This is a genomic window from Flavobacterium sp. XS2P24, assembly GCF_030010285.1.
Classification (GTDB): Bacteria; Bacteroidota; Bacteroidia; order Flavobacteriales; family Flavobacteriaceae; genus Flavobacterium; species Flavobacterium algoritolerans.
The window spans coordinates 1-19,082 of the sequence record NZ_JASCRU010000041.1 but is presented as its reverse complement, the minus strand read 5'-3'; the positions used below and the strand labels follow the sequence as shown (position 1 = coordinate 19,082).

14 protein-coding genes and 1 tRNA gene are annotated in these 19,082 nt (G+C 34.5%); 2 read left to right on the top strand and 13 right to left on the bottom strand.

The features are described 5' to 3' along the window. Positions 1-467: 467 nt before the first annotated feature. From QLS31_RS15555 to QLS31_RS15495, 13 genes are all read right to left on the bottom strand, one after another. Positions 468-552, bottom strand: a tRNA-Ser gene (locus QLS31_RS15555). 167 nt (positions 553-719) lie between these two features. After that, complete coding sequence (gene ribB / locus QLS31_RS15550; protein WP_099715175.1) at positions 720-1,853, bottom strand: 3,4-dihydroxy-2-butanone-4-phosphate synthase; 1,134 nt, start codon at positions 1,851-1,853, stop codon at positions 720-722. Positions 1,854-1,861: 8 nt separating this feature from the next. Further along, on the bottom strand, positions 1,862-3,295 hold the full coding sequence (locus tag QLS31_RS15545) for an LptF/LptG family permease (RefSeq protein ID WP_121342297.1): 1,434 nt from the start codon (positions 3,293-3,295) through the stop codon (positions 1,862-1,864). Between the two features lie 8 nt (positions 3,296-3,303). Further along, positions 3,304-3,993, bottom strand: coding sequence for an outer membrane lipoprotein carrier protein LolA (locus QLS31_RS15540; protein ID WP_282744603.1), 690 nt, complete (start codon positions 3,991-3,993; stop codon positions 3,304-3,306). Between the two features lie 4 nt (positions 3,994-3,997). After that, positions 3,998-6,445, bottom strand: coding sequence for a DNA translocase FtsK (locus tag QLS31_RS15535; protein ID WP_282744602.1), 2,448 nt, complete (start codon positions 6,443-6,445; stop codon positions 3,998-4,000). An 18-nt stretch (positions 6,446-6,463) separates the two neighbouring features. Beyond that, a complete protein-coding gene (locus QLS31_RS15530; RefSeq protein WP_099715178.1) occupies positions 6,464-6,838 on the bottom strand; it encodes a diacylglycerol kinase family protein in 375 nt (124 codons plus the stop codon). Between the two features lie 10 nt (positions 6,839-6,848). After that, the gene (gene tpx, locus QLS31_RS15525) at positions 6,849-7,346 is read right to left on the bottom strand and encodes a thiol peroxidase (RefSeq protein WP_099715179.1); all 498 of its coding nucleotides are present in this window, start codon (positions 7,344-7,346) and stop codon (positions 6,849-6,851) included. Positions 7,347-7,523: 177 nt separating this feature from the next. Then, positions 7,524-7,781 carry a hypothetical protein gene (locus QLS31_RS15520; protein WP_091172168.1) on the bottom strand — a complete coding sequence of 86 codons (258 nt, stop codon included), beginning with the start codon at positions 7,779-7,781 and terminating at the stop codon, positions 7,524-7,526. A gap of 126 nt (positions 7,782-7,907) precedes the next feature. Then, complete coding sequence (locus QLS31_RS15515) at positions 7,908-8,216, bottom strand: thioredoxin family protein (RefSeq protein ID WP_099715180.1); 309 nt, start codon at positions 8,214-8,216, stop codon at positions 7,908-7,910. A gap of 86 nt (positions 8,217-8,302) precedes the next feature. After that, complete coding sequence (locus QLS31_RS15510; RefSeq protein WP_099715181.1) at positions 8,303-8,941, bottom strand: peroxiredoxin; 639 nt, start codon at positions 8,939-8,941, stop codon at positions 8,303-8,305. A 141-nt stretch (positions 8,942-9,082) separates the two neighbouring features. After that, on the bottom strand, positions 9,083-10,693 hold the full coding sequence (locus QLS31_RS15505; protein WP_282744601.1) for a glycoside hydrolase family 3 N-terminal domain-containing protein: 1,611 nt from the start codon (positions 10,691-10,693) through the stop codon (positions 9,083-9,085). A 25-nt stretch (positions 10,694-10,718) separates the two neighbouring features. Then, complete coding sequence (locus QLS31_RS15500) at positions 10,719-11,990, bottom strand: MFS transporter (RefSeq protein ID WP_282744600.1); 1,272 nt, start codon at positions 11,988-11,990, stop codon at positions 10,719-10,721. Between the two features lie 27 nt (positions 11,991-12,017). Then, on the bottom strand, positions 12,018-13,550 hold the full coding sequence (locus QLS31_RS15495; RefSeq protein WP_282744599.1) for a family 10 glycosylhydrolase: 1,533 nt from the start codon (positions 13,548-13,550) through the stop codon (positions 12,018-12,020). Positions 13,551-13,797: 247 nt separating this feature from the next. On the opposite strand from QLS31_RS15495, the gene QLS31_RS15490 reads away from it, so the two are divergent. After that, the gene (locus QLS31_RS15490; protein WP_282744598.1) at positions 13,798-16,713 is read left to right on the top strand and encodes an FAD-binding and (Fe-S)-binding domain-containing protein; all 2,916 of its coding nucleotides are present in this window, start codon (positions 13,798-13,800) and stop codon (positions 16,711-16,713) included. Between the two features lie 274 nt (positions 16,714-16,987). Further along, on the top strand, positions 16,988-18,919 hold the full coding sequence (locus tag QLS31_RS15485) for an amino acid permease (protein ID WP_282744597.1): 1,932 nt from the start codon (positions 16,988-16,990) through the stop codon (positions 18,917-18,919). The last annotated feature ends 163 nt before the right edge of the window (positions 18,920-19,082 follow it).

Below are 19,082 nucleotides of genomic sequence, written 5' to 3'. Positions count from 1 at the left end.
TGCTTTTCTAATTTTACTCATGTCTGTTATTTTGTTTGCCATAATCCGTATTTTTTAACGAATGTATGGTGCTAACAACATGAAAAAGTCAGTAGTTTTTAATGCTCAATTTTACCCTAAAATCAGGTGGTCAGTTTGAACTGGAAAGTGGTGGTCAATTTACACTGGAATAGGGTGGTCAATTTGACTGGTTTTTCCACCTTGGTTACCTAATTTTAAATGATGGCAGAGTTTTAAACGAAATTATGATAAAAGAGGGGTATGCGAAGCCGTATAACGATGTTTTTTGTGAAATGCTTCCAATAATCAAGAATGGAATTTACAAGCTAAAATCGACTTAAAAGGATTATATTCTATTGTAAACAAGTTTTGATAGTATATATAATGAATGTGGGCTAAATGTGGGCTAGAAGTAAAAATAAAAAACCCTAACTTACTGATTAACAGTAGCTAGGGTTTTAATTCCGCGGAGAAAGAGGGATTCGAACCCCCGGACCTGTTACAGTCAACAGTTTTCAAGACTGCCGCATTCGACCGCTCTGCCATTTCTCCAGTATGTCGCTTTCATTATCTGATTGCGAGTGCAAATATAAGAACCTTTTTTGGTTATGCAAATCTATTTTTAGAAAAAAAGCATCTATTTTCAGGGCTAATTTTTAAAGGTTTCATTTTCTTTACTTTAGATGAAACTTATTTTTATAAAATAGTAATGAATGGGGTTAATACTTTACATATTCGGTTATTTCTAGCCCATATCCAATCATTCCTACTCGTTTTGTTCCCTCAGTATTGGATACTAATCTAATTTTTGAGATGTCAATATCATGTAATATTTGCGCTCCGATACCAAAATCTTTGCTGTCAATAACAATTTTAGGCGCTTTCATTTCACCTTGTGCTTGTAATGATTTAAGTTCAGCGATACGATTCAACAAATTTACGGATTGCATGTCCTGATTGATGAAAATAACTGCACCTTTTCCGGCTTCGTTTATTACTTGAAACATATCATCCAGTTGTTGGTCTGCATTATTGGTCAATGTGCCTAACAAATCATTATTCACCTGTGACGAATTGATTCTGGTTAAAATCGATTCACCCAAATTCCAAGTTCCTTTAGTTAAAGCAATATGTATTTGCTTATTAGTCGTTTGTTGGTATGCTCTTAGTCTAAAAGTACCAAAACGAGTCTCAATGTCAAAATCTTCTTTTTTAACGATCAAACTATCGTGTTGCATTCTATAGGCCACTAAAGCTTCGATGGACACTAATTTCAAATCGAATTTTTTAGCCACTTCCACTAATTGTGGTAAACGGGCCATTGAACCATCTTCGTTCATGATTTCTACAATCACACCTGCGGATTTAAATCCAGCTAATCGAGCAAAATCTATAGCAGCTTCGGTATGTCCTGTTCTTCTTAATACGCCACCTTGTTTTGCAATAAGGGGGAATATATGTCCCGGACGTGCTAAATCATGTGGTTTAGTTTTAGAATCAACTAATGATAAAATAGTTTTTGCTCTGTCCCCGGCAGAGATTCCTGTAGTTACTCCATTGCCTCTTAAATCTACTGAAACAGTAAAAGCGGTTTCCATTGGATCAGTATTGTTGCTTACCATTACATGCAATCCCAATTCTTTACAACGGCTTTCTGTCAGTGGAGCGCAAATTAATCCTCTACCGTGTGTTGCCATGAAATTTATCATTTCTGGTGTCACTTTCTCGGCTGCAGCCAAAAAATCTCCTTCATTTTCGCGGTCCTCATCGTCAACAACAATGATTATTTTTCCTTGGCGAATATCTTCTATCGCTTCTTCAATTGTGTTGAGTTGTATGTTATTTGTAACCATTTGTGTTGTTAATTTTGTGATGGTAGTATTTTTTTGATTATTTTTTGGAATGGAGCCAGAATAACGTCCATATTTATTAATCCAATATCGTTTGTGGCTCTGTATGTTAATAGAACCGCTAATGGAGTCAGGATAAATGAGGATAACCAAGCTCCCATAAAAGGAGTCATTCCGTTTTCCTGTGCTATTCTTTTGCCAAAAGTATTTATAAAGTGAAATGTAATAAAGATTAAAATTGCAAAAACAATTGGAAGTCCTAAACCACCTTTTCTGATGATTGCTCCTAATGGTGCTCCAATGAAAAACATTAGAAAACAGGCAAATACAATTACAAATTTATCGTAAAAAGCCAATAAATGTTTATTGATATTTTTTTGTTTGTTGTCTAGTTCTGCTTTAGTGGTATCGATGGAGTAGGTTGTGCTGGCAAGATTACTGACCGCTATTTTTAAAATATCCGATTTTTGTTCTAAAGTATACAATGACAAAATATCTTTAGGAAGCGGTTTTCTTTTTGGTGCTTTTTCCAGTTTTTTATTTAAAGGAATACCAACTCGCATGTTGCTATTTTCAGAAAATGAAATAATGTCATTTTTTATGTTTTTGTTCAATGAATCCAAAGTGTATTTTAATTCATTAACAGTCAGCATTGTGTTCGTATTTGCCACACTTTCATCGGTTACATCGGTCTTGTTTAATTCAGATAAATCGATGTTTATGATGTGTTTTTTAAAGGAGCTTTTGGCAAAAGGCATTTTAATGCGATCTTCATACTTTTTAGGAACAATATCCTCGTAGTAGTATCCGTCGTTAAGCACCAATTGTAAAATACTGGATTGTTCACTGCTGATTAACTCACCATCTTTTGCTTTAATTACGGTTTTACTTCCGTCACCAATGTTTGATTTTTTGTGAATTGTCACACCAGTAAGAATATTGCCTTGTTCACCGGATTTTTTATTTACCTTAATGTTGTAAAAACCCACATCGTTAAACTGACCTTCGGCTATAGCCAATGCCGGTTTTACCTGCGCAATGTTTTTTCTGAAATTGATGAATTTGTATTCAGCATACGGAATCACATTATTCGAAAAGAAAAAGGCAACAATACTTAATAAAACGATGAATACTGTCAGACTTCTCATGGCTCTTTGCAACGAAATTCCAGAAGATTTCATCGCTGCGAATTCATAATTTTCAGCTAAATTACCAAAGGTCATTATGGAAGCCAATAGTATAGAAAGAGGCAATACCAATGGTACAATTCGAGGCATAGAAAATGCCAGGAATTTAATAATCATTAATAAATCTAAATCTTTTCCAGCCAATTCTGATATGAATAACCAGACGGTTTGAAGTATAAAAATGAAAAATAGGATTACAAATACCGTAGTAAATGTAGTCAAGAATGTTTTTAATAAGTATTTGTCAAGAATTTTCACCGAATAGATTAATCTAATTTGTTGATGTAGTAATTTGGATATTTACTTTCCGCAAATGTAAATTGATTTTTTGACAAAGGTTGGTTGGTTTTGAAAGAATTAACCGTTAAAGTTGTTTTTGTACCTTTTTTACCCACTTCTATTAAGTTATAGATGTGTTTGGTTTGGATATCAATACCTAGTAATACTTCTTTTCTCTGATCTTTAGAATTGGTAGGAACCAATTTTATATACTGAATTTTTCGGCCTTTTACGTTCTGTAAAATATCCATATTGTATTTATAACCGGTATTGAAAAAAGTTAACATTTTTGAAGGTGTAATAGCATTATCATCTTTTACGTTGACTTTAGAAATAGTAATTTCCTCATCTTCCGGTACAATGGTGTATGTTTTTTTACCATCAAAAATTTTAGTCACTCCCATGAAATTCAAGACATATTGATTTCCCTTCATGGTTACATTTCCTTTACTGTCCTGATTGATGTTTTCTTTAGCGTTATTCAAAGAATATTTGAAATCGATTACGATTGTATTGTAGCTTTTTACTTTGGCGGTAACTTGATCTAAAAGTTCTTTTGCTTTTTTGTCTTGTGCTTGTATTGAGAAACTAAAAAATAATAATGCTGCAATTAAAAGAAATTTTTTCCCCATATTTTCTGTATTGTTTTTTTTAGATTCTTGAATTTTTGATTTCATGGTATTAGTTGTTTTGTTCATTGTTGAAAAATTGATCAAGAGAACTCATGTCCAGAATGTTTACACTGCGTGCTTTACTTCCTTCAAAAGGGCCTACAATTCCTGCAGCTTCGAGTTGATCAATCAATCGACCTGCTCTGTTGTAGCCTAGTTTTAGTTTTCTTTGTAACAATGAAGCCGAACCTTGTTGTGCATTTACAATGATTTCGGCAGCTTCTCTAAACAAAGTATCTCTATCGGAGATATCCATATCAAGATTAATGCCACTTTCCTCCCCAACGAACTCAGGAAGTAAATAAGCTGTTGCATATGCTTTTTGTGAACCAATAAAATCAGTGATTTTCTCCACTTCGGGAGTGTCGATAAAGGCACATTGTACCCGTACCACATCATTTCCGTTAGTATAAAGCATATCACCACGTCCTATTAATTGATCGGCGCCTTGAGTATCCAGAATGGTTCGGGAATCAATTTTTGAGGTAACTCTAAAAGCTATTCTCGCAGGAAAATTGGCTTTTATTAAACCTGTAATTACATTCACAGACGGTCTCTGTGTCGCTATAATTAAGTGAATTCCAATAGCTCGCGCCAGCTGTGCCAAACGGGCGATAGGAACTTCGACTTCTTTTCCGGCAGTCATAATCAAATCGGCAAACTCATCCACTACAAGAACGATGTATGGCAAAAATCGGTGTCCGTTTTCAGGATTCAGTTTTCGAGCTTTAAATTTATCGTTGTACTCTTTGATGTTACGCACCATCGCATCTTTCAACAAAGAATAACGGTTGTCCATTTCCACACAAAGTGAATTTAATGTGTTGACCACTTTTGCATTATCCGTAATAATAGCATCATCCATGTCAGGAAGCTTGGCTAAATAATGTCTTTCAATTTTATTAAAAAGTGTTAGTTCAACTTTTTTAGGGTCTACCAAAACAAACTTAACTTCGGCTGGATGTTTTTTGTACAAAAGAGAAGTCAGAACAGCATTCAAACCAACAGACTTTCCTTGTCCTGTAGCTCCCGCCATCAATAAGTGAGGCATTTTGGCTAAATCCACGACAAATGTTTCGTTCGAAATTGTTTTTCCAAGAGCGATTGGTAATTCCATTTCGGCTTCCTGAAATTTGGCAGAGCCAATAACACTTTTCATCGAAACCATCGTTGGATTCTTGTTAGGAACCTCGATTCCTATAGTTCCTTTTCCAGGAATAGGAGCAATGATACGAATTCCTAATGCCGAAAGTGACAACGCAATATCATCTTCCAGACTCTTGATTTTTGAAATACGAATTCCCGCTTCAGGAACAATTTCATATAAAGTAACCGATGGTCCAACGGTCGCTTTTATCTGTGCAATTTCTATTTTGTAATTGCGCAGTGTATCTACAATTCGGTTCTTATTTTCTTCTAATTCTTCTTGGTTGATGGTAATTCCTCCGGTCGAATATTCTTTTAATAAATCAATCGTAGGGAATTTGTAATTAGATAAATCCAAAGTTGGATCAAATAATCCAAAATCAGCAACCAATCGAGAGGCAAGATTTTCTTCTATAATATCTTCTTCCGGAGCCGATTCTATTACAAAAGATTCGTCAGCATTCGATATAACTTCTGGAGTTGCAACTGGTGTAACTTGCATAGCAAGTGGTTTTGCAACTGGATCTCTGTTAATATCAGATGAATTACTGATAGTTGGTTTCAACGCTTCCTTGTTAATTTCGAATTGTGAACCATTCGTTTTTAAATGAATGTCATCCAGTTCGTCTTCAACAACAGCAAATTCTTCCAAGTTATAACCACTTTTGCCATTATTTAGCGGATTAGTGATTGGAATCGCCTTCATTTCTTTTTTTGTAGTATCAAAAAACGATTGAATACTTTCTGGCGAAAGCTTTATTTTGAAAATTATATAAATGATTAGTCCGAATAGCAAAATCAATAATGTTCCTGTTTTTCCGATGTAATCCTGCAGAAATAAATTCAATTCATATCCAACAGTTCCTCCTAATTCAGGTGCTGAAGTGGCAAAAAATCCAAATAAAACAGATAAAATAATAATCACGAATAAATCCCAAAACCAAATATTCTTGAGCTTTCCTAAAGAAATACCAAGAACCATGTATATTCCAGTTAGGAAAAATAAGCGTACAAATATAAATGCAGCAATTCCAAAACCTCTGTAAATAAGTAAATCAGCTAAAAATGCGCCAAATTTCCCCAACCAATTGTGAACTATTTCAGCCCTGTTAGTTATTTCTCTAACAGCGCTTTGATCTTGTTGTCCGTAAATGAAAAAGGAAATAAACGCAAATAATAAAGCTATTGAAAACAATACCAAAAGAGATCCAAAAACAATTTTGTGTTGTTTGGTGATTCTTAATGGATTATTCCCCTCAGCTTTAGCATCGTTTTTTTTATCTAAATGTGCTGTTTTTTTTATTTTTGCCATTCTTGATTATAATAATATCTAAAGTAATATTGGGATATATATGATTAAACCGATTGCTATCGCTGTTAAAGCAGCAAAAAATACTGCTCCTGCCGCAATATCTTTAATGAATCCAATTCTTTCATGATAATTAGGATGAATAAAATCAGCTACTTTTTCAATTGCTGTATTTAAACCTTCGATACTCATCACCAAACCAATGGCTAAAGTTTGAAAAAGCCATTCCGTTTTAGAGATGCCAAAATAAAACCCGGCAATGGTCATCAATATTCCTATTGAAAATTGTACCATAATACTGTGCTCTGTGGTAATCAATTTTAAGGCACCCTTAAAAGCATAAGTGACACTTTTTAATCTCCCGGTAAAGAAAGTATTATCTTTTTGAAATTCCATTCGGATGCTGTTAAAGTACCGCTAATGCAGCTTCGTAGTTTGGTTCGTCTGCAATTTCAGCAACTTGTTCCGTATGTGTTATTGTTCCGTTTTCATCAACAACAATAATAACTCTTGAATGTAATCCAGCCAAAGGTCCGTCAGTAATTTCTAAACCATTTGTTTTACCAAAACTTCCTTCTGAAAAATCAGATAAGTTAACTACATTTTCAAGTCCTTCCGCACCGCAAAAACGTTTTTGAGCAAATGGCAAATCTCTTGAAATACATAAAACAGTAGTATTCTCTAAAGTACTGGCACTTTCATTAAATCTTCTAACTGATGCTGCACAAGTTCCAGTATCAACACTTGGAAAAATATTTAGAACTAATTTTTTTCCAGCAAAGTCAGCTAGTGAAGTGTATGAAAGATCAGTTTTAACTAATTTAAAATCAGCGATTTTTGTTCCTACTTTTGGTAATTCCCCTGAAGTCTGTACTGGATTACCGCCTAATGTAATTGAAGCCATAGTGTTTGTTTTTTTATGAGGTTCAAAAGTATGAAAATTATTTAAGAATTTGTCCTCAAATGTCGTGATAAGTTTACCATTTGGCTTCAAATTATCAACCGTAAGATTCCAATGTGTTCAATAAAAAAACGCACTCGTTGCGGAGTGCGTTTTATAATTGTTGAATTAAAAATTCTTTTATTTATCGATAGAACCCAGAACACGTTTCATAAAAGTGTTTAAAGCTTCTTTTTTATCAGTTCCGGTTTTCACCAGTTTGTTAACTTCCAAAGCGCCGTACATATTAGAAATTAATTCCCCTATAACATCTAATTCTTCATCTTTCAATGACGAAATTTCAGTCATTGCTTCCAGAACTTCGATTGTTTCTATGATGTAATCTTCATCATTTTCTTCTATAAACTGCGTTAAATGCTTAATTACGGGTAATTTCATATTTTTTAAAAATTTAAAGTTTTTAAAGGTTTAAGGTTTTGAGCTGCGGTTGCATTATACTCTGTAAGTTTTGCATTAAACTTATTTATAAAGTCAGGTAACTTTAAACTTTAAACTAAGAAATGATTAAACTATTTCGTTTACTAATTCAATTAGTACTTCTTGTTTATTGGTTTGTGTTTCGTTTACCAATTTTCCATTAACAAAAGTGGCAAAAGTTGGTAAATTACTCACATTCGCTAATTTTCTGGATTCTGGAAAATTTTCAGCATCAACAAGGGCAAAAGTGATTGCTTCGTTTTCTGAAGCTAATTTTTTGAATTTTGGCTTCATAATTCGGCAATTTCCGCACCATGATGCCGAAAATTGAACGACTACTTTCTCGTCTTTTGCAATTAAATCCTGTAACGTATCTTCGGTTAATTCGATTAACATATTTATTGAATTTCAAAATGCAATTGCAATAGCAATATTCAATGTTTTAATTGAAATTTGGTATTGCAATTGACATTGTTATTGAATTAGTTTAAACTTAAGTATTCAGCAGTACTTTTTCTGTCAGCACTCATTGCTTCTTTTCCAGCTTCCCAGTTTGCAGGACAAACTTCTCCTTTTTCTTGAATGTGTGCATAAGCATCAACCATACGTAAATATTCATTTACATTACGACCTAATGGCATATCGTTTACACTTTCGTGGAAAATTTTTCCAGTTTCATCAATAAGGTAAGTTGCTCTGTACGTTACATTAGAACCTTCAATAATGATAGAATCAGTATCTTCGCTGTAGCTAGTTGATTCAACATCAAGGATTCCTAAAATATTAGATAAGTTTCTGTTTGTATCAGCAAGAATTGGGTAAGTAACACCTTCAATTCCACCATTGTTTTTTGCAGTATTTAACCATGCAAAATGCACTTCATTGGTATCGCAAGATGCACCTATAACAATTGTATTTCTTTTTTCGAATTCTGGTAAAGCTGCTTGAAAAGCATGTAATTCAGTTGGGCAAACGAATGTAAAATCTTTTGGGTACCAAAACAAAAGTACTTTTTTGTTATTATTTACAGCTTCTTCGAAAATGTTGATTTTTAAATTATCACCCATTTCAGAGATAGCGTCTACTGCAATACTTGGAAATTTTTTACCTACTAATGACATTTTATTTACTTTTTTAGTTATTTTTTTGATGGTGCAAAAGTAGTTATACTAAAAGTAAATAGGAATAGCAGTTGATTATAAATATTTATTTCAAAATAGGGAATTACTATACTGTTATTTTCGAAAGATTTAAGGTATTAATTACAGGAAGTTAACCTCCACAGGAAGAGTTCCTTTGCATTTTGTGTTTTCCAAAAGTTGTTCGGCGGCGGCTTCTTGAAATTCTGCAAAATCTTGATACATTTCTACAATTCCCAAAGCATGTTCTAGATTTGGAATTATTTGTAATGCATACGGATTCCCAAAAACATACAAAACACATTTTTTGGTGGTGAATAAGTTGCCTAAAAATTGAAGTACGGAGTCTTCAATGTCAAAATTATTTAAAGGTTTTGCCTTTGGAACAAATAAAGAAATAACCAGCGTGTCAAATCTATTTAAATTTTTTTCTAATTCCTTCAAAACGGATTCACCTCCAGTTTCATAACTAAATTCTGGGGAAGGCAAAGCGTTTGTCAAGCTTTTAAAAAACACAGTGTTGGTATTTTTATAAATGCTGATTTTGGCGAAATCCTCTCTGTTTTTAGCATCAAAAACGGTCACGGTATTGTGATTGTCTTTTATTTTTGTAATGGAGTTTTGAGCAATTTTCAGGTTTAATTTCGAAGTGGTTTCAAAATCAAAATCATTTTCTGAAAGGTTTGGCAAGTTCAGATTTCCGTCTGTAATTCCTGCTTTTTGTTTGCATTTCCAAATGCGTTGAAAACTGGCTTCAATTTGCTCCGGAGTTGCGTTTTTTAAGATTTCCTGAATTCCTTCGGGAACATTTTCGGCAAAGCATAACACATCATTTCCGGCATTGAAAGCTTCCCATTCCAATTGTCCTTTTTGATCGTATAATTTAGAAACGCTATGCATGTTCAACGCATCCGAAATCACTAATCCATCATAGCCCAATTGCTTGCGCAAAAGTGTTTCGATCACGGATTTTGATAACGTCGCCGAAGTATCTTTTCCTTCGTTCAAAGCTGGAACGGCCAAATGACCAATCATAATTGAATCGACATTATTCTCGATTCCTTTTATAAATGGAACTAATTCATTGGCTAGTAATTCGTCCAATGTTTCTTTTAAAACCGGTAATCCTAAGTGCGAATCGACATTAGTATTTCCGTGTCCGGGAAAATGTTTGAGGCATCCTAAAATCCCGACATCATTCATTCCTCTAAGATATTCCAGCGCAAAATCAGCTACTTTTTCTTTGTTTTGACCAAAAGAACGGTACCCAATTACCGGATTATTCGGGTTGTTATTGATGTCCGCCAATGGCGCTAAATTATAATGAATCCCAACGGATTTTAAGTCTAAACCTATTTGTTTCCCCACTTCGTAAACCAAATGTTTTTCACTTTCCGGCAAAGCGCCAAGAGTAATTGCATATGGATATTGAGGTGTTTTTTCGACGCGCATGGCTAATCCCCATTCGGCATCAATACTCATTAATAATGGAGTCGTAGCATAATTCTGGTACCTGATAATGAGTTCCTTTAAACGTTGAAAACTATCATCATTCAGGACTACTTTTTTCTTGGTTTCATAATTCGTTGCCGCACTGGCTCGGCTATGAAAAAAAGTCAATCCGCCTATATTGTAATCTCTAATCAATCGTTCAGTAGCCTGAATATTTTCCTCGGTATCATTAATGAAAACGGCTGGAAAGAAAAATTGTCCTATTTTATGTTCTAATGTCATTCTGAAACAACTTTAAATGGTAAAATTAAATATCTGATTTCTTTCCAAAATCGGCTGGAAAAATTAAAAATCGGGATAAAATTAATCCCGGTATGGTTGCCAAAAACACCCAAATAAAGAAATTTCCATACCCCAAATATTCTTGAATATAACCGCTTATCATTCCCGGAAGCATCATTCCTAATGCCATAAATCCGGTTGCAATGGAGTAGTGGGACGTTTTTGATTCTCCATCGGCCACATAAATTAAATACATCATGAAAGCGGCAAAACCAAATCCATAGCCGAATTGTTCCGCGATTACCGTTGCATAAATATAAAAAACAGAGCCAGGGTGAAAATGTGACAATAAAATGAATCCAATTATGGGTAAGTGCATGGCTAAAATCATGGGTAACATCCATTTTCCTAATCCATCTCTAGAAATAACAATGCCTCCTAAAATCCCTCCAATAGTAAGCGAAATCACACCAAAAGTCCCATAAATCACACCAACATCTTGTGTGGTTAAACCCATTCCGCCTGCAGTTATTGGATCTATTAAAAAAGGAGTCAGCATTTTTAACAGTTGCGATTCCCCTAATCTGAATAATAGAATGAACGACAACACTAAACCAATTTGTTTCTTTTGAAAAAAAGTTGCAAAAACAGCTCCGAAACTCTTATTTGGAACTGATTCTGTTTTTGTTTCTGAGATTTTTGCTTCAATTTTTGGAGTCGAAAAATAATTATAAATGGTAATTACTGTCATAATTAATCCTACAACTACCATGGTATACGACCAAGCCTTTTGTTTATCACCATATTCTTGTTCCAAATAACCGGCAATAACCACGATTAATCCATTTCCGGTAAGCATGGAAAGTCTGTAAAAAGTACTTCTGATGCCTAGGAAAAAGGATTGTTGGTCTTTTTCTAAAGCCAACATATAAAAGCCATCACTCGCCACATCATTAGAGGCAGATGCAAATGCGGCAACCCAAAAAACGGCTAAACTGATAACGAAAAAATTACTCAAAGGAATCGTTAAACCCACAATCAAAAAAGCTAGTGAAATGAGCAATTGCATGCTTAAAAACCACTTTCTTTTAGTCGAATAGAGATCAATAAACGGACTCCATAACGGTTTAATTACCCAAGGTAAGTACAGTAAACTGGTATAAATCCCAATGTCCTCATTGTTGATTCCGAGGTTTTTGTACATAATCACCGATACCGAAATAATAATGGCATAAGGCAATCCGGAAGCAAAGTTTAAAAGGGGAATCCAATACCAAGGTCTATTGTCTGTTTTCATTTTTAGCGTATTATATTCGATTAAATTTTATAGCGTAAAGTTCACTAAAGTTGGGTCACTTTCATTACCATAAAAATCAATGAATGTAATCGCGCAGGTTGTATTTTTGTCTAATTTGTATGTTGGAATCACAACTTCAACAGTATCAACATTGTCTTTGAATGCTATTTTATCAAGAATTTGGCTTGGATCGTTTACATCAATTTTTGAATTGAATTTGGCACCATAAACCATAACATAACGCACTTTACTATACAAAGGATACGTAACATTGAATCTTGATGAAATAGGATCTATCAAAATATTATTCGCTGTGGGTACGATAGCCATTTTTTTCACAGAACTAGGAACCACATTAGGAAGAGCAGGATATTTGTATTGGTTTTCTGTTAGTAATTTAGTCACGCTTTGATTTTTATTCAAAAACGATTTGGCACTAAAAAAAGCATTTCCCTGAATGTTTTTGTAGGATCTGGTAATGTCTATTTGATTCGGAATTTCATTTGGATTATTCCATCTTTTATCAGAATCCGTGTTGATTTTATAGGTTCCGTTTCCAATGTAGATTGCTGTATTCGTTGAATTTTCAGACCACCAGCGCAGTAGTTTTGAATAGGAAGCTTTAGGATGATCCATACTCCAGTACAATTGCGGAACAAGGTAATCAATCCATTTGTTTTCCATCCAGGCCAAAGGATCAGCGAATAAATCGTCATAATTAGTTTGTCCGGCTTCTGTTTCTGAACCTTTTGGATCCACAGATTTATTTCTCCAAACTCCAAACGGGCTGATACCAAATTGTACCCAAGGTTTGATGTTTTTAATAGAAACTGAAACATCTTTCACAAAAGTATTCACATTCGAACGTCTCCAATCCTCTATACTCATTCCGTTTCCATATTTTTTGAAAGAATCGGTATCATTAAATACTTCTCCTTTTATTCTGTACGGATAAAAATAGTCGTCAAAATGTATGGCATCAATGTCATAATTTTGAACTACTTCTTCCACAACGGTCAATAAATGTTTTTGAACTTCTGGTAATGCGGGATTGTAATAATATTTTCCACCGTATTTAATCATCCAGTCCGAATGTTTGAAATAGTCATGTTCCGGACTTAATAGTGCGGTATTGTAATCCATTGTAGCACGATATGGATTTAACCAAGCATGAAATTCAAATCCACGGGCATGAGTTTCAGCAATCATCCAAGCCAATGTGTCAAAATAGGGTTTTGGAGCTTGTCCTTCTTTTCCAGTCAAAAAACGGGACCAAGGCGCTAATTTTGTTGGATAAAAAGCATCGCCGACACTTCGAATCTGAACTATCACGGCATTATAATTTAGTTTTTTATACGTGTCTAAAATCTCAATATAATCAGCTTTTTGTTTGGCTACATTATCAGTACTGGTTTTTGGCCAGTCAATATTTACCACGGTAGCAATCCAAACGGCTCTAAATTCATTTTTTGGATTTGTTGCCATTGCTTGTGCGTTACCATTCCAAAAAGAAAGTAAAAGGAACGAAATAAGCAAAAGGGTGTGCTTGTAATTTTTCATTAGAGTCTTGTTTATAAAGTATTCAAAAATAGTTTTTTTAGCGAAATTTACCAGTTAAAATGGTTTTAAAATTTGACTTATTTTAACAGCGCAATTTCTTTGCCAATTTTTTCTAAATCCGTTTGAATGCACTTTCTGACAAACCATAAAAGGATTTGAATATTTTGAATTTTTCTTATTTGATTTTTTAACGTATAATAAGGTATATATTTATATTTGTGAAAATAATAGCAATTTACTCCACTAAATGTCAATCACGCCTCAATTACAGCAATTATCCGAATCATTAGAAGGAACATTTTTATATGATGATCTTCATAAAACATTGTATGCCACAGATGCTTCTGCGTATCGGATTATGCCAGTTGCGGTAGCGATTCCAAAATCAGAGGAGGATATTGTCAAAATTATTCGCTTTGCAGCAAAAAATAAAATTTCAATAACGCCCAGAACTGCTGGAACTTCCTTGGCAGGTCAAACAGTAGGGAATGGAATAATTGTAGATGTTTCGAAACATTTTACCAAGATTGTCGCTTTTGATTCCGCACAAAAAACGGTCACTGTGCAGCCGGGAGTAATTCGGGATGAACTGAATTTATATTTAAAAGAACACGGATTGTTTTTTGGACCCAATACTTCAACCTCCAATCGATGTATGATTGGAGGAATGGTAGGGAATAATTCATCGGGAACCACATCAATACGCTATGGTGTTACCCGAGATAAAATAGTGGAAATTAAAGCGGTTTTGAGTGATGGAACTTCGGTAGTATTCAAAGAAATGACTTCGACCGAATTCATTGAAAAAACAAAAGGAAACACACTAGAAAGTTCAATTTATAAAACGATTTATGAGGAACTTTCGAATACAGAAAACCAAAAAGAGATTGTAAAAGAATTTCCGAAACCTGAAATTCACAGAAGAAATACCGGTTACGCAATTGATTTATTATTAAAATCAGAACTTTTTGGAGGAACAGAAAATACGATAAATTTAGGGAAACTTCTTTGCGGAAGCGAAGGAACTTTAGCGTTTACTACAGAAATAACGCTGAAAGTGGACGATTTGCCACCAACAAATAATGTTATGGTAGTGGCTCATTTTCATACCATTCAGGAAAGTTTAGAAGCTGTAGTTACTGCGATGAAACATCATTTGTATACGTGTGAAATGATGGATGACACGATATTGGATTGTACTAAAACCAATCGAGAGCAAGCCAAAAACAGATTTTTTATTCAAGGCGAACCAAAAGCGGTTATTATGCTCGAAGTAGCTTCGCATATTAGTATGGAAGATGCCGAAAGACAAGCGAATGATTTGATTGCAGATTTGGAACGAAATAATTTTGGGTATGCTTTGCCAAAAATTTATGGAGCTGATATTGATAAAATAAATGAGTTACGAAAAGCAGGTCTCGGACTTTTAGGAAGTATTGTAGGTGATGATAAAGCCGCTGATTCTATTGAGGATACCGCTGTAGAATTGAGTGATTTACCCAATTATATTGCCGAGTTCTCCGCCATGATGAAACGTCATGGGCAGAGTGCTATTTATTATGCACATGCCGGAGCCGGAGAAATTCACTTGCGACCGGTTTTAAACTTAAAGACAAAAGAAGGGCTGCACCAATTTAGAAACATTGCTACCGAAGTCGCTATTTTGGTTAAAAAATACAGAGGATCATTGAGTGGGGAACACGGAGATGGAATTGTTCGTGGTGAGTTTTTGCCATTCATGATTGGAGACCAAAATTATGAATTGTTGAAAAGAATCAAACTTGCTTTTGACCCGAATACCATTTTGAATGTTGGGAAAATTGTGAACGCTTTCAAAATGGATGAAAATCTTAGAGTGGAAGCAGGTAGAGCAGAACCGGATATACAAACAATTCAGGATTTCTCTGATAGTATGGGGATTTTGCGTGCCGCGGAAAAATGCAATGGTTCCGGTGATTGCAGAAAATTACCTTCGGCCGGTGGGACTTTGTGTCCAAGTTACCGCGCTACCCGAAATGAAAAAGATACGACGCGTGCCAGAGCCAATGCGTTGAGAGAATACCTGACGCATTCAGAAAAAGATAATAAATTCGATCACGAAGAATTATATAAAGTATTTGACTTGTGCGTAAGTTGTAAAGCGTGCGCGAGCGAATGTCCCAGTAATGTGGATGTTGCAGCTTTAAAATCGGAGTTTTTGTACCAATACCAAAAAGCAAATGGATTTTCATGGCGAAATAAAGTTTTTGCTTTTAATGCCAAACTGAATGGACTGGGAAGTATCACTCCAAGGTTCACTAATTTTATGGTGAATTTGCCTTTGGTAAAAAAAAGCATGGGAATTGCACCAAAAAGAGAAGTGCCGCTTTTGGCTCCAAAGACTTTTAGAAAATGGTATGAGAAAAATTGGAATCAGGCGCCAAGTGATTCTTTTGTAAACGGAAAAGTATGTTTGTTTTGTGATGAATTCACTAATTTCTATGATGTTTCGGTTGGAATAGATGCGTACGAGTTATTAACAGAATTAGGTTATGAAGTGATTCTGGTGGATCATGAAGAAAGCGGAAGAGCGTTTATTTCTAAAGGTTTTCTCGAAGAAGCAAAAGCAATTGCGAATATAAACGTTGGCATTTTTTCGAATTATATTACTGCTGATTGTCCGTTGATAGGAATTGAACCTTCGGCGATATTAACCTTTAGAGATGAATATATTCGATTGGCTGATGATAAAGAAGGTGCTGAAAAATTAGCCAAAAACGTATTTACGATTGAAGAGTTTTTCAAAAATGAGATTACTTCAGGTAAAATTCATGCAGAACAATTTTCTGAGGAAGCGAAAACAATAAAAATTCACGGACACTGTCATCAAAAGTCATTGAGTACGATTGAAGCGACTTTTGCAATGTTGAATGTACCAAAAAACAGTTCGGTTACCATTTATAATTCGGGTTGTTGTGGTATGGCAGGTTCTTTTGGATATGAAAAAGAACATTATGAAATCAGCATGCAAATGGGTGAAGATACATTGTTTCCAAAAATTAGAACAACAGACTCAACAACAACTATTGCTGCGGCGGGAACCAGCTGTCGCCACCAGATTTTTGACGGAACCAGCAGAAAAGCATTGCATCCGGTGACAATTTTAAGGAGTTGTTTGAAATAATCAGCAAACCACAATACGTTTTAAAGACAACAGAAATTTATTTTTCAATTTTAATAGATTTTCTTTTTTAGGGTTGAAATTATTTTATTTGACTTTTTTAGTTGAAAAATAAATCATTTTAAACGTATTGAAAAATAATAAAAAAAAATAGTTGTAGAAACTGCATTAGTTCAATTTGTTTTATACTTTTGATTTTTGAAGAATATTTGCATAATATCTAACATAAAAACATATAATTTACAGTATATTAATTTTTAATGATAAAATTTACAATATGGCGTTAAACGGTTTATTCAGAAAAAAGACAGTACAGGATATTTTAAAACAAGTTGAGAAAAATAATACTGATGGACATAATGCCTTAGGTAAACATTTGACTGCACGAGATTTGACTGCTTTTGGAATCGCTGCAATTGTAGGAGCCGGTATTTTTAGTACGATTGGAAAAGCAAGTGCCGATGGAGGTCCTGCAGTTATCTTTCTATTCTTGTTTACTGCTATAGCGTGTAGTTTTGCTGCTTTTGCTTATGCTGAATTTGCCTCGATGGTTCCTGTTTCCGGAAGTGCTTATACCTATTCGTATGTTGCTTTTGGAGAAATTATTGCTTGGATTATTGGTTGGGCATTAATAATGGAATATTCTGTGGGTAATATAACGGTCGCCATATCGTGGAGTGATTATTTTACAGGTTTACTGGAGAGTGGAGGTCTTCATTTACCACAATGGGTTCAAATGGATTTCTTGTCCGCCTCTAGAGGGTTTGATGATGCTACTGCACTGATGCAAGGAGGAAAAGAGTATGCCAACTTAAGTCCTGCTTTGCAAGATGCTTACACGGCATGGACAACTTCACCTGTTATTGGTTCATTTCATTTTGTAGCGGATCTTCCGGCATTATTAATTATTGTATTAATTACAGCATTGATTTATCGCGGGATGAAAGAATCCCGAAATGCGAGTAATATCATGGTGGTTGTGAAACTGTGTATCGTTCTTTTAGTAATTGCTGTAGGTGTGTTTTATGTAGATACTGCTAATTGGGATCCATTTGCACCTAATGGAGTTACAGGAGTTTTGAAAGGAGTTTCAGCAGTGTTTTTTGCTTATATCGGTTTTGATGCTATTTCAACAACAGCAGAAGAATGTAAAGATCCACAACGCGATTTGCCAAGAGGAATGATGTGGGCCATTATTATATGTACCATTTTATATATTGCTATAGCGTTAGTATTAACAGGTATGGTTTCTTATGACCAATTGAATGTAGGTGATCCATTAGCTTTTGTATTTGAAAAATTAGACCTAAAATGGATGTCAGGAATTATTGCAGTAAGTGCAGTAGTGGCTATGGCGAGTGTTTTATTGGTTTTCCAAATGGGACAGCCGCGTATCTGGATGAGTATGAGCCGTGATGGATTGTTGCCAAAACGCTTTTCAAAAGTGCATCCAAAATATAAAACACCTTCTTACGCGACTATTGTTACTGGTTTTGTAGTAGCAGTTCCAGCTTTGTTTTTGAACTTAACATTGGTTACAGATTTGTGTAGTATTGGGACTTTATTCGCCTTTGTATTGGTTTGTGCTGGAGTTTTGGCTTTGCAAAACAAGACTGATATTCCAAGAGGAAAGTTCAAAACACCGTATGTGAATTCAAAATTTATTATGCCGGTTTTGCTTATTATCGGATTGGTATTTGCTTTTGGATACAATAAGAAAGCGACGATGGATTTTATTACGAATGAAACTCAAATCAATAATGCTGCGGATATAATCACATCGTTAAATAAAGAAGAAACTCAAAAAGTATACGATTATTTAGTAACGATTGACGCTAAAAACAGTACGACCGAAACACCGGATTTAGAACATTTGTTAAGTCAGTACCAACAAGATGATGCAAAATATGCGTCAGTTATTGCTGGTTTACCAATTGCCGATTCTGTTAAATATGAAAGTGGTTTTGGTTTGTTCAAACATAAAATTCCAATGTGGATTTTCCTAGTTGTTTTAGTTGGATTGATGGTTTGGTCTTACAAAGAAAATTTATCTTTGATTCCACTATTAGGCTTGATTTGTTGTTTGTATATGATGGCAGAACTTAGCGTTTGGAACTGGATTTATTTTGGAGTTTGGCTTTTAATTGGATTGGTAATCTATTTTAGCTTTAGCCGAAAAAACAGTAAGTTGAATGGTGTAGAAATTTAAAAACAATCTCATTTATAAAAAAAATCATCTCGTTAAAAATAGACTGCACCCAAAATTTTAGACAAATTTATAATTAATTTTGATAATAATGAGCTCGATATTGTGTCGGGCTCATTCCATTTAAATTCAGTTTTATTCTTTCAATATTGTAATATTTGATATA